The organism is Pseudoalteromonas sp. MMG022, from assembly GCF_021654245.1.
GTDB lineage: Bacteria > Pseudomonadota > Gammaproteobacteria > Enterobacterales > Alteromonadaceae > Pseudoalteromonas > Pseudoalteromonas amylolytica.
Map to the genome: position 1 here is coordinate 213,008 of NZ_JAKFZQ010000002.1, position 13,947 is coordinate 226,954.

The window sequence follows — 13,947 nt, forward strand, 5'->3', positions numbered from 1 at the left end:
TCGGCGATTAAGATTTCTTAAGTAACTTATCCTTTAAATCAATCACTTTTCCAACAGAAGAACCTAGCTTCATTAGTGTCTGCAATTGCTCTGGGGATAGACGTTGTAACTCTGCTGACCATTTTGTAACGGTCTCTAATAGGTCATGAATAGCTTGGATTTGGTTTTGTGCGTATTCCTCCTCCGCAGAGTTGGGGCCATCAAGGATCTGATCGCGTAAAAGTGAAAGTGTTGGGTCAATCTCGCGTTTCCTGCGTTCTTCAAAAACACGATTAGCAAGGTCCCAGATACTGCCACTGGGCGCATAGTATTCTTTCCTATCGCCGGGAATATGTGTCACTTTGACTAGCTGCCAAGACTGCAATTCTTTGATACCCATGCTGACATTGCCTCGACTGATTTTTAGTGACTCGGCTATCTCATTAGCGGTCAAAGGTTGTTCGTGAATGACTAGTAGGCCTACCATTTGTCCTATGGTGCGGTTAAAGCCCCAGCGACTTCCCATCTCGCCGCAATGAAGTACAAAGTTTTCAATTTTCGGAGATAAAATCATATTTCTAAAGTTTCAGTAATTATTGAAACTTTAATATATAGAGAGCGTTGATTGAGATCAAGTAGTATTTTTTGCGCTATGGAAAGTATTCAAGGCAAAAGAGGTAGAGTTGTAAGAATGGGCGAACGGGATATTTAAAGAAGGGACTTAAAGTTTTAAGTCCCAATGCATCATTATTTTGTGTAAAGCGGCAAAGCTGTGCCTTTTACTTGGGTATATTCAACGACTGCGACAGGATAAAACTCAGTTTTTCTGAGTGCTTTGGCTGTTTTACTACTAGAGTGGCCTGCCCAGAAATAACCAATGAAAGGTTGTACCCAACCAGATTCCGAACTCAAAATACCAGGCAATTGAGCATGTTTATCACTGCTTGGTTGAAAACGCTGTGGTAAAACGTTATCGCCAACACTATAAAGTGGGGTTTGCATGCCCACCTTTCTCAAGTAACTTAACTCGATGACAGGAGTGTAATCAGGAATATTGGTCACTTGTAGATCAACATAATGTTCGCTTATGCGATAACTAAAATCGGCTAGTGATTTGGGGTAGCCCCAAATTTCGATACCAGCACGAATAGCCGAGGGGTTATTGAGCTCTAGATCCTGATTATACATTGCATAGTCAGAGGGTAAATTCTGTTGCATATTGACCGAATTTGCCTGTGCCATGATCTGTTGTGCAGCCAATAAATACGACATCTTCTCTTGATTGCTGGCGTAAACAGGTAAACATGGTAGCTCAAGTTCAGGCGCTGATTTACGTTTTACGGCAATTGTATTGACGGTTTCAGCGTATGCACCAACAGGGCTGGATGTAATATCTTGGAAATATAGCACACCAATACTTTGATTAGTGCCCTTACCATCGCACTCTATCTCAATGGGTTCGAACGCTTTATTAGCTATAAATTTAGCTGATTGTTTGGTGTTGATAATTGATAAAAATGCAGTGGTTAGATTGCCAGACACATGGAAAGGCATTGACACAAGCGTACCGTCGCTTAGCTGGATGTGTTCACTTACAGGGTATTGCTCCGTCAAACTTTGTGCAAAACTAGCGCTACATACCGATGCACATACGGCTACTAGCCCAAATCCAAAGGCTTTGTGTTTGTTCATTCTTTTTTCCTTTTCGATGATTTTATTGTCCCATTATTCGGGCTGGCTAAAGTACCATGGTTTTGTTTTTGAACAAATAAAAACTGGATATAGATTAGGTAAGGAAAGATTAAAAAACGCCGCTAGAGCGCGGCGTTAGTTGGCTAAATTGGCGTTATCTTACGGCGATCATGATGATGCCAGGTAAGATAAAGAAAGACCCAAGTACATAACCCAGCGCTGCACTTTTGTTATTAGCGCCAATTTGGGCAAGTTTTTCTGCGCATGTTAGTGGCAGCTCTCTTAGCACTGGAATGCCATAAATAAGCGCAACTGCCAGCACATTAAACATCACGTGGACTAAAGCGATAGTTAATGCAACTTCAGCTGCAGGTCCTGTGATTGACGTAGCTGCAAGTAGAGCTGTGATAGTTGTACCAATATTAGCGCCCAAAGTGAATGGGTAAATTTGACGCGTAGTGAATACACCACTGCCAGCAAGCGGGATCATTAAGCTGGTGGTTGTTGATGACGATTGCACCATTATTGTAACTGCTGCACCTGAACCAATACCAGCAAGAGGCCCACGTCCTAATGCGCTATGAAGTATGTCTTTTGCACGGCCTACTAACGCCTTTTTAAGCAGTTTACCAAGCGCAGTTACAGCGAATAAAATAAGGCCGATACCTGCAATTACCATCGCTACACCCAGTAATTTACCATCTAGAAAGCTCAGGGCATCTTTGATTACACCTACAGTCGGCTTAACTAGAGGCTTGATAAAGTTATAGCTTTTCAACGACAGGTCCGCGTCACCAACAAACATATGAGACAAGCTAGCGGCTAGTTTTTGTAGTATGCCGAACATGATTTCTAGCGGTAGGAAGATAGCGACAGCAATCAGGTTAAAAAAGTCGTGAACAGTCGATGCTGCAAAAGCACGTTGAAACTCATCTTTAGATCTGATGTGACCAATCGAAACCAACGTGTTTGTGATGGTTGTGCCTATGTTTGCACCCATGACCATAGGAATTGCGATAGCGATAGGTAGGCCGCCTGCGACTAAACCAACGATGACAGAGGTCACAGTCGATGAAGACTGTACTAAAGCTGTAGCAAGCGCTCCGAGCAGTAGTGCGACAAATGGGTTTGTTGCAAATGCAAAGATTTCTTTGGCGCCATCGCTGCCACCAGAGGCAAGCTTAAAGCCACCGCTGACTGTACCAACGGCTACCAAAACGGCGTAAACCAATAAAACGATAGCTGCCCAGTTTAAGAACTTATATAAGCCAGAGTGTGCGGAGTTTCGCATAGATTTTCTCATTGTCCTGCATCAAATATGACAATTTGATGATGTTTTTATTTCAAGGACGCGGATTTAAACATGAGATTGTTACAGAAATATTTCACTTATGCGTTTTTTTCAATGAAGTAGGTACTCAAAGTACGGAAACGCCAAAGTCGTTTGACTTATTTTAATTTGATGAAAAGCGTTGGCTAAGGTTTGCGCTTGTACTTGGGTGTACCTTTTTAATAATCAATTCTAATCCTTTAGTGTTATTTTTGTTTTAAATCAAAAAAAACATAAATATTTTCATTGTCCCTAAATAGGGCGTTACCACATAGAGGCGTCTTCAAGCGTATCGTTTATCGAAATAAATTTATTGTAAATATTAAGTTGTTTGCTGCGATAAAACAAAGTGTTGAGTTATGCACATTGAGTTGCAAAAAGTGCAGCATTATTCAGTTTACAGCATTTTAATCTCAAATTTCTGTTTGTTTATCAGCAGTTCTGTTCATTTTTGTGTGCCAAATGTAAAAAAAATGTATTTATAGTGTGTTGATCTATGCTTTATATAGATGAACGCTAACTGAATATTTTGTTTTTACCTAATGCGTTAGCAAAGCTATCTAATTCTTTATTCGCATGTGAGGGTTAAAGCATAGAGAATCACTCAGTTAGTAATAAAGTATTGTTTCCTGCGCGTTTGGTGGTCGAGTCTATGAGCGTGGGGAATATTTGATGCTGTTGAGCTATCCCGCTTAATGGTCATTAAAGATCCCTACCAGAGGTAAAGGTCTGGTATACAAATGGTTTAGTGAAGGAGTATATGAAATGTTTAAAGGTATAAATTGTTTTGTGAGCAAGCCTAAGTGGACAACATCGGGGTCATGCCTGAAAAGTGTCGCATTAAGTACATTTGCTTTGATAAGTGCTATTTCTTTTAATAGCGCGCATGCTTTAGGTACTGAGTTTGCAGGTTGTATGGAAGAGACCGCAGGTTTTGCAGTGCAATGTACAGCAAATGACGTAAAAGTGGCTGGGGTGTCGAGTAATCCAGATGGTACTCCGATGTTGGAAATATTAGATGATGGCTGTGCGTATCAAGGAGATACAGTGCAATTCACAGCAACATTTGATATCGAAACAACTTCAAAAGAGCGTCATGACATAGGTATTTACTTTGTAACTGACGGCGATCCAAACAATGACGGCGCACAAAGTGGTCAATGTAGTATTTCAACTTTGCCATTTGCACCAACTCCACCTTGGCTTGATTTAGATGGTACGAATGATCCATTCCCGGGAACCACTGGTCCATCGGGTGTACAAGATGAGTGTGGCGATATCAGCAAGCCAGATTTCAACCCACTGTCACCGACATTTACGCTGACAGCTACCTGTGTGGACCCAGATAATGATGGTCAGTTAAATCTGCCTTATTGTACGAGTTGGCGTCAGTCTGGTGCAAACGAGCTGTGTGTTAATCCAAGCGACGCATATCCAGGTTCTCCATCAAAATGTAAGTGTGATAATACCTTTAATATTCCAATCGCAGTGCCACCGGCAGAGTTGTTAGTCAACAAATCAGTGACCCCTGAAACCTTGCTCGAGCCAGGCGGTAACGCTACATTCACTGTATCTGTAACCAATGTCGGTATTGACCCACAAAATAATGTAACACTAAACGTATTAACGGATAGCATTTATGGTGATATTACGACGGCAGGCCACGATGACATTTTGAGTACCACATGTAGTGTGCCTCAAGTGATCCCATCGGATGACCGTAACCCTGGTGGTATTGATACGTATACTTGTCAATTCACAACCAGTATTGTGGGTAACGCGGGCGATGTGGAAATAGATGTTGTTACAGCAAGTGGTGTTGACGACAACGGTAATGCATTAAGTGGTGACGATACCGCGCAAGTCGCTATTATTGATTCTGCACCAAGTATTACATTAGTAAAAACTGCGTCACCTACTCAATTACCAGAACCAGGAGGGTTGGTTAGCTTCACAACGGTGATTGATAATACCAGTGCAGCAAGTTCGGATCCAATCACTATCACATCTTTGGTAGATAACATTCATGGTGACTTAAATGGTCAAGGTGACTGTGCTGTACCGCAAGTGATAAATGTGGGGGCTCAATACAGCTGTACATTCTCAGCTCAAGTAAGCGGTAATGCAGGTGACTCAGAAACCGATACGATCACAGCAATTGGCGCAGATGACGAAGGTAATGCGGTGAGTGCGAGTGATTCAGCAACCGTGATTATTCTCAATACGCCATCTAGCATTGAAGTGATTAAAACGGCTTCTCCATCGTCATTCGATGAACCTGGGGCGAATGTTACTTACACTTACACTATCAACAATACTTCATTAGTTGATTCAGTAACAATCGATGTAGCTGATGATGACAAGCTTGGCTCAATTGCAGGTCAAGGTACTTGTAGCTTACCGCAAGTTATTGCACCAAGCGGTTCATATTCGTGTAACTTGACCACTTATGTTGCTGGAAATGGCAACACATCTGTTACCAATGTAGTCTCTGTTTCCGGCCTAGATGACGATGGAGAAGTTGTATCTGCAGTGGATGATGCAACGGTAAATATCCTCAATACACCGCCAGCGGCTAGCCTTGTAAAAACAGCAACTCAAGCGGTTGTGACATATCAGGTTAGCGTATCGAATGATTCTGACTCAGAAGCACTGACGGTAACGCAACTAACAGATGATATGTTTGGTGATATTACCGTTGTCGCAGGTAGCATTCAGTCAACAACCTGTTCAGTGCCACAAGTTATGCAACCTGCTACACAAACCGGAGACACCTATAGCTGTGAATTCACTGCAGTTGTGACCAGCTCGCCTCACGTGAATAACGTGACTGCTACGGTTGTAGATGATGATGGCTCTCAAGCAATCATGCCAACAGACTCAGCAAGCGTAACATTGGAATAACGGTTATTATGAAGTTTGTCTCAAGGCGCGTGAAATACGCGCCTTTTTTGTATATAACAATAGCAAGATTTCGTTCGTGGATAGTCCTTTAGTATTACTTGTTTTGTAAAATATTAATCAGTAATACATATCTCTCCATATTTACTACATTTTCTTTCGTTAGGCTGTGCTTAATCAAGTTAATCTACTTTAGTGTATGAAACTACGTTATATTATTTTGCTTTTACTCAACTGCTTTACCAGTTTTTTGGTCATGGCTGATGCGTTAGAGCTGTCCCCAAGTCAAAGCGAGTATGAGCTGAAAAAGTATGGGTTGTTTTTTCATGACTATAACAAGCAAATTAGAAGTGTAGAGCAATTACAGCCTCTATCTCATTTACTAAAGCCGTATGAGATACAAAAGCCGAACCCAAAAGGTTACTGGAAGTGGGCTAAGGTAGATATAACTAATCATACTCAGGAGCCAACTTGGTATGTGTCATTTGGCTTTGCCCGTTTACCGGTGCTGGAAATGTATTGGCAATCACAAAACGGTGAGATAATAAGTCTAAATGAATCAAGTAAATTTACTGACAGGCCATTTAAGCACCCACAACTGTATATTCCAATAGAAATTTCCCCTAAGCAGAGCAAAACGCTTTATATTAAGTACCAGACCTTTGCAAACGCACCTGCAAACATCCGCATTCATAGCCCCAAAAACTTTATCCAGACTATGCAAATGAGCGTGTTAAACAACGCCATAATCGTAGGAATAGTTTTAGCAATTCTATTGATTGTTATTGTAAACCTGTTCTTCAATCGTAATTTAACAAATGTATTTTATGCGATTTGGACCAGTATGTTTTTGTTTATTGTGATTGATATGGCTGGGTTTACATATCAGTACTTTTGGCCTGAAGTTGGGCAGTTCTCTAACATGTTTTCCATTGTTTTGATGGTGTTAGTACCAATACTCCATATTCTTTTTGTACGTAGCTTTTTGCAGCTTAAGTATCATCATCCGACATTGGATAAAATTTACATCGGATCATTGCTGATTTACTGCGCCCTAGTTCCTGTTGCGTTGTGGCTACAGTCAGTTTTCTACAATCTTCTTGCTAGTTCATTGATCATTCCGGTATTTTTATACACTTGTTACTGGTGTATGAAGCAACATGCGCCGGGCATCAAAATTTTTGCGGTGAGCTTGTTCAATCATGTACTGTTTGTGAATATTTTAGCTATCTTAGGTGCGAGCTTTGGTAATATTTTCGCCAACTTTGATATATCGACGTATATCAAAGTTGGCTATCTAATAGAGGTCTGTCTGTTTACGGTTGCCATGGCGGTGCAGCATAAGTCAGTACAATACCAACTAGTTTATCACCTGCAAAAGCAAGTGAGTTCACTTAATGAAACTGTATTGCAAGAGCAACAGGTGTCATTACAAAATTCCGAGCAAAGTAAGAAAAATGAGCTGCGCCTGTTTACTGATTTATCCCATGAACTGAGAACACCGTTAACGGTAATGAAGATTCAAGTTGAGTCCTTACAACATAATATTGTGGATAATGTACATGAGTCATATAAAAAGCTACACGATAAAATCGATGAGTTGAATGAGTTTATTAATACTTTGATGCTGGTCAGTGACTCAAAAGATTTGCACTATGGATTGAACATTGAACCTATTCAGTTGGAGCCTTTTATTCAACAAGTTACGGACAGTTGTAGCAGAACGATAGACAGCCATCATCACTGTTTTAGCGTACACAGTGAACTCAATGGCCACAGCACTATCAGTATGGATACAAAAGCAATTAAGCAAGTGATCGATGAAGCCATTGCTAACGCACTAAAGTTTGGTGGTAGTTCAGTACAAATACAATTGAGCTTTATAGAGACTGAGAAAAACCTAATTGTACGTATTGAAAATTCAGGCGAGCCGCTCACTTTTGATGCACACCAGTTATTGTTTGAGCCTTTGTTCCGTCAAGAACCATCCCGTAACAGTACGCTAGGTGGTAAGGGAATGGGTCTGGCTATATGTAAAAAGTTGATAGACGCGCATCATGGCGAAATTACATCTTACAACAGCGCACTTGGAGGCGTGACGATAGAGTTCAAATTGCCTAAATCATTTGCCTATGAATTTGCGTGATCTTTGCTAATTAGCGACGATTTAAGTAAACTTTGCATTGATCTTGTAATGATGAAGTATTTAGTATGAACAACCAACCATTTTGGCAGGCCAAACCGTTAGCGCAAATGAACCAGCAGGAGTGGGAAGCCATTTGTGATGGGTGCGGAAAATGTTGTCTAAATACCTTCATTGATAGCGATCACGAAGATGATGAAGCGTTTGCGAGCACCGACTTTTTACGTGAAGGTGAGAGCCTGATTTATACCAGCCTCGTTTGCCAATACATTGATGAAAACACGTGTGGTTGTACACGCTATAGTGAACGCCAACAGCTTGTTCCCTCATGTGTAAAACTTACCAAAGAAAATTTAAAAGATATATTTTTTATGCCACAAAGTTGCAGTTACCGACGCTTGCATGAGGGCAGGGGCCTTGCAAGCTGGCATCCACTGCTCAACAATGGCAGTAAAGATAAAATGCACGAACAGGGTATTAGCGTAAGAGGCCGCGTTACTAAAGACAACACAGTTGATATGGAACATGAGTTTGAGGATTATGTGGCCGATTGGCCCACATTTGACTGCGATTGAACTTAACAAGCTGCCCTTAAAATAATTACGTCTGCGAGAGCAAGTATTACGGTGTTCTCTCATCGAGTATTTGTTCACCACTTGGTATTGAACTAAACGCGCCCTTTATAGTTGCGGCGTATGCGCCACATCGACTTGCATAGTTAATCGCACTGGTTAAGAAGGGTTCGCAAGTCAGTGCCATTGAGGGGCTTTCGTGTTTGCTAAGTTGACTTAGAAAACCACCAACAAAAGCGTCACCAACTGCGGTTGTATCGATTGCTTCCACTTTGGGCGGTAAAACCTGAAACTGACATGAGTTGGTATAGCATTTGATTGGTTTGGCACCATCTGTAACGATGATACACTTGGTGTTGGTAGCGAGTATTGCGTCAATAGTCTTATTTTGCCCATGCTCTGTGTGGCTATGTTGGTGCAAAAAGTCCAACTCTTGTTGCGATAATTTCACAATGTCCGATAAAGCAATGACATGCCATAGGCGGTCAATGATATATCTTTGCGATGGCCATAAGTTAAGTCTTAGGTTTATATCAAAACTACACACCATACTGTGGCTTTTAGCTTGGCTAAGAGCATAGATGGTTGCCTTATAAATATTGGCTTCGCTCAAGCTATTACTACAAACATGTAAGATGCGATGGTTGATAAAAACCTCGGGCGTGAAGTCTTGTGCTCTAAAAAGCAAGTCAGCTGAAGGTGAGCGATAAAAGCTAAAGCTGCGTTCACCACGCTCATCTAAAGACACAAATGCTAACGCTGTTTTTGCTTTATCTGTACGGTGGCTATATTGAGTATCGACACCATAATTGTGAAGCTCAGAGAGTAAAAACTCTGCGAAGCTGTCGTTAGAAAACATGCCACAAAAACTGGCCTTAATTCCCTGTTTTGCCACTGCAACAGCGACATTTGCCGGAGCACCACCTGCGTATTTTGTGAATGATTCAGGGGCTTTGTCATCAGACAGTAAATCTATTAGGGCTTCACCAAAACAGATAACACTCATATTTATTGCTCTTATAAAAGGACGATGCACAGCGCTTGATAGCATACGCTATGGTAAAGCGCTGTATATGGACAATAACAAATACTTTTGTTCAGGAACACCGAGTCGATTCGAGGAAAAATGTCATAAAACCAACAGTATTTGGAGATTCTATCATACTGTATGTGACAAAAAAGCACTTTGCTTTATTCGCTAAGAGGGAATGCTGCATCAGATCACGGTTCAAAAATTTAAAGTGGTAAGGATAAAATTGGCGTGAATGTAGCTACTTTGAAATTGGAACGGTCCAGAAAAACATTTGTGATTTTGTTGTTACAGTGTGTAAAATCGATTTATCCCTTTTATTGGAGTTTTTCTTGTGAGTGATATAAACACAAATCAAAGCTTTGTTGCACAAGGTAATGACGAAAACAAAAACTATTTGTTACCGTTAAGTGCAATGACCACATTATTTTTTCTATGGGGTTTTATAACCGTACTCAATGATGTTTTGATCCCGAGATTAAAAAGTGTATTCGACCTAAACTACACCGAAGCTATGATGATCCAGTTTTGCTTTTTCAGTGCCTACTTCATCGTATCTTTACCAGCTGGCGCATTGGTCAAAAAGCTGGGCTATAAAAACGGCGTGTTAACGGGTTTAGTCGTTGCCTCAGTTGGGTGTATGTTGTTCTACCCCGCTGTAGCTGTTCATGAATATTGGCTATTCCTAGGTGCACTATTTGTACTGGCGTCAGGGATAACTGTATTACAAGTGTCAGCAAACCCTTATGTGGCAGCACTTGGGCCAGCTAAAACCGCATCTAGCCGTTTAAACTTGGCACAAGCGCTTAACTCTTTGGGCACCACAGTCGGACCTTATGTAGGTGGGTTATTGTTTTTTGGAGCCGCAGGTACTATGGCGGCAGAAGCTGGCGCTGAGTCTGTCAAAGTACCTTATTTGATGCTTGCTGGCGCTTTGTTAACTATCGCAATCGTATTTGCTTTTCTAAAATTACCGACCATTGAAGCCCATACTCAAGAGCAAAGCTGCAAGGCTAAAGATCATAGCCTATTTGATGCACCGCATTTAGTTATGGGTGTTGGTGCCATTTTTTGTTATGTAGGTGCAGAAGTTGCGATTGGTAGCTTTCTAGTCAACTACTTTGCACAGCCGCATATTGCAGGTCTTGAAGAGCATGCAGCTGCTAAGCTAATCAGCTATTACTGGGGTGGTGCAATGGTTGGTAGGTTTATCGGCTCAGCAGCATTACAAAAAGTAGCACCCTCTAAGGCACTGATGTTTAATGCGTTGTGTATTGTAGCGTTACTGAGCACCACAATGTTAACTGAAGGGCATTTAGCAATGTGGGCAGTACTTGCTATTGGCTTGTTCAACTCCATTATGTTTCCCACGATTTTCTCCGTGGCGATTGAAGAGCTAGGTTCATTGACCAGTAAAGGCTCAGGTTGGCTATGTCTTGCTATCGTAGGCGGCGCAATTGTGCCACTACTTCAAGGAATGTTCGCAGATTCAATTAATATTCAAGTCAGCTTTATCGTTCCTCTAGTGTGTTATTTGTACATCGCTTGGTATGGTTTAAATGTTGTGAAGTGGGCGCAGCAGTGGAAGACTAAAGTTAATTAATTACAAAATACCTCCCTAACTAAGGCAAGCATTCGCTTGCCTTTTTTATTGTCAAAAAACATATCTTTGAAAGTTTGATGAATACGTATTCATATCAAGAGTGTCGTTTGATGTATTGGAACGTTCTAATTGTTGCAGTTATAAATGCCTTAAATATAATCGAGTCACGACCCTGTGCTCACCAATCTCAGTGCCAAAAAACACGCCTCAGTTGTAAAAACAGCTAGCTGCAAACATTAGGTATTCAGCATATGAGTCTGTTTGTAGTATTCAAAGTTGTTAAAGTAAAGCGCAGTAGGTCACGCTGAGGTTTTCTTTTACGTCTATACTCTTACGGTTCGATCCTAAAACACAGAACAAGTTGTTGGATTTTTCATCGGTTGTTTACTGTTTGGCTAAATTTGCTAAATAATCTCAGATACTGACCGATACGATAAGACAAACCAGTTTAATTTTGTTAAATATGAACACAAGCTGATTTGATCAGAAGTAATTCGGGCAAGCGAGACTAGGCTCGAGTGATTCTCAGACGTTGTACATAGATAATAGCAACGGGTTTAGGCGTACAATTTATAATAATAGGCTCAGAATGTTTAAATCGTTAAAGTTTACCACTAAAGTCACCATCGCGGCCTCGCTGATTTTGGTGTTGGTATTAGGGCTGTTTACCATCAACAATTTTATTGTGATGCGTAACCAAACTCAGCAACAACTCACGCTGGTATTACAAGAAATTTCTCAATCGGTCTCTCAGAACATTGCAAATTGGCTCAATGACAGATTGGATATTGTGGGGTCAGTTGCCAGTGGACATCGCTCATCAGACTCTCGCGACCAAATATTGAGGCGTTTGAGAACGGCAGATAACGCAGGGGATTTTAAGAACGTATACATCGGAATGCGAGATGGTGAGTTTATTTTAGATGATCCAAGTATCGTACTACCACCTGACTACGACGCGACGACACGCCCTTGGTATCAGCTTGCAAAAGAAAAAAATGGCACTGCATTTACAAATCCTTATATTGACGTTACAACCAATGAATTGACTATTTCAGCGGTTGTGCCCATTAGTAGTGGCAGCCAACTTCTAGGTGTTGCTGGTGGTGACATTGATATGGCAACAATTACCGATATCATCAATGAGATTGACTTTTTGGGCTTCGGCTACGGGTTCTTATTGGACTCTCAAGGGCGTATTTTATCCCATCCCAATACCAAGCTAAATGACAAGCATATGTCAGATTTGTTTGGTAAATCACTGCCCTTACAAGAAACATTTACAGAAGAAGAAATTGACGGTACTGAGCGACTGATCTCCTTCGTAAAAATGAAAGGCATCAAAAACGTTGATTGGTATTTAGGTGTTGTGATCAACAAGGAGATAGCTTACTCATCTGTGTCGTCATTTAGAAATATGGCTGCGATATACATGCTGCTCGGTGTAGTGGTCATTATTGTTATGCTACAACTGCTGCTCAAGTATTTAATGAAACCAGTTGTGCACTTGAACGACGCAATTAAAGATATTGCTCAAGGTGAAGGCGATTTAACACGTAGGCTAGCTGTTGAAAACGATGATGAATTTGGTGAACTGTCAAATTATTTCAATCTTTTCATAGAAAAGATCCATGACTCCATATCACAGGTGAAAGACTCAACGATATCGCTTGAGCATTCTGTCGAGAGCTTGATTGCCCAAACCCAATCAACCTTAAGCATGTACAGCGACCAGACTAAGCGTACTGATAATGTTGCAACGGCCATTAACGAATTATCTTCCAGTGCGGTTGAGATCTCTAACAATGCTAGCCATGCTTCTGAGTTGGCAACAGAAGCAAATAAATTGAGCGTGGATAGTCAAACCGCACTTAATGCCAACATATCAGAAATAGCATCATTGAGTGACAAAATGGCACAAGCGCAATCGACGGTTGATAGCCTTGATAAGCATTCGGCGAGTATCGGACAAGTGTTAGAAGTGATAAAAGGAGTAAGTGAACAAACTAACTTACTGGCCCTGAACGCTGCGATAGAAGCGGCTCGAGCTGGTGAAGCGGGTCGTGGGTTTGCGGTTGTTGCCGATGAAGTAAGACAATTGGCACAGCGTACACAAGAGTCTACACAAGAAATAGAAAACACCATAATCGAATTGCAGCAAGGTTCGGCTTCTGCTGTTGCGGTAATGAAATCATCGCTAGAAGACTCAGCTAAAAGCGCATCTCAGGCAACGCAAGCCGGTGAAAAGATGCATGAAGTGAGCCATGCTATTGATTCCATTGACGGCGTAAACCACGCAGTTGCAAGTGCTACTCAGGAGCAAAATACGGTGATCCAATCATTAGACAGCGATATTCATCATATCAGCGATTTGTCGGTACAGGGGTCACAAAATCTTCAAGCAACACTAGGAGAGTGCAGACAGCTACAAACGCAATTTGATGAGCTGGAAAAGATGGTCATGAAGTTCAAAGTTTAAATTTCATGAACATTATTGCTTAAAGTTCATATAAGCCGAAGTCAGCGAGACTTCGGCTTTTTCGTTTTATAACTTCATACATTATTGCGAGTGTGGTAATAAAACATTTTTACCTCTCAAGAAGTATAAATTATTACAGTTGTCATTTTTCTGTATTTTTTGCGCAACACGTTTGTAATTAAACCCCCTTAAACTGCACCCAATTTAATTACTAGCAA

General features: G+C 41.1%; 9 protein-coding genes. 5 read left to right on the top strand and 4 right to left on the bottom strand.

Going from position 1 to position 13,947, the window contains the following annotated elements; all coding sequences use genetic code 11:
- Window positions 1-7: 7 nt before the first annotated feature.
- From L1070_RS02685 to L1070_RS02695, 3 genes are all read right to left on the bottom strand, one after another.
- A complete protein-coding gene (locus L1070_RS02685) occupies window positions 8-553 on the bottom strand; it encodes a MarR family transcriptional regulator (RefSeq protein WP_070982924.1) in 546 nt (181 codons plus the stop codon).
- 173 nt (window positions 554-726) lie between these two features.
- Window positions 727-1,671: a hypothetical protein gene (locus tag L1070_RS02690; RefSeq protein WP_237124378.1), complete on the bottom strand. Its 945-nt coding sequence runs from the start codon at window positions 1,669-1,671 to the stop codon at window positions 727-729.
- A 154-nt stretch (window positions 1,672-1,825) separates the two neighbouring features.
- Window positions 1,826-2,974 (bottom strand): Na/Pi symporter, encoded by a 1,149-nt coding sequence (locus L1070_RS02695; RefSeq protein WP_237124379.1) that lies wholly within the window; start codon window positions 2,972-2,974, stop codon window positions 1,826-1,828.
- Window positions 2,975-3,766: 792 nt separating this feature from the next.
- On the opposite strand from L1070_RS02695, the gene L1070_RS02700 reads away from it, so the two are divergent.
- From L1070_RS02700 to L1070_RS02710, 3 genes are all read left to right on the top strand, one after another.
- A complete protein-coding gene (locus L1070_RS02700) occupies window positions 3,767-5,905 on the top strand; it encodes a hypothetical protein (protein ID WP_237124380.1) in 2,139 nt (712 codons plus the stop codon).
- 253 nt (window positions 5,906-6,158) lie between these two features.
- On the top strand, window positions 6,159-8,048 hold the full coding sequence (locus L1070_RS02705) for a sensor histidine kinase (protein WP_237124381.1): 1,890 nt from the start codon (window positions 6,159-6,161) through the stop codon (window positions 8,046-8,048).
- 65 nt (window positions 8,049-8,113) lie between these two features.
- Window positions 8,114-8,620 (top strand): YcgN family cysteine cluster protein, encoded by a 507-nt coding sequence (locus L1070_RS02710; protein ID WP_070982919.1) that lies wholly within the window; start codon window positions 8,114-8,116, stop codon window positions 8,618-8,620.
- Window positions 8,621-8,666: 46 nt separating this feature from the next.
- Here the strand turns inward: L1070_RS02710 and L1070_RS02715 are convergent, their stop codons facing one another.
- The gene (locus L1070_RS02715; RefSeq protein ID WP_237124382.1) at window positions 8,667-9,623 is read right to left on the bottom strand and encodes a carbohydrate kinase; all 957 of its coding nucleotides are present in this window, start codon (window positions 9,621-9,623) and stop codon (window positions 8,667-8,669) included.
- A gap of 358 nt (window positions 9,624-9,981) precedes the next feature.
- On the opposite strand from L1070_RS02715, the gene L1070_RS02720 reads away from it, so the two are divergent.
- Window positions 9,982-11,250, top strand: coding sequence for a glucose/galactose MFS transporter (locus L1070_RS02720; RefSeq protein WP_237124383.1), 1,269 nt, complete (start codon window positions 9,982-9,984; stop codon window positions 11,248-11,250).
- 589 nt (window positions 11,251-11,839) lie between these two features.
- Entirely contained in the window at window positions 11,840-13,729 is a 1,890-nt protein-coding gene (locus L1070_RS02725) for a methyl-accepting chemotaxis protein (protein ID WP_237124384.1), read from the top strand.
- Window positions 13,730-13,947 lie beyond the last annotated feature (218 nt).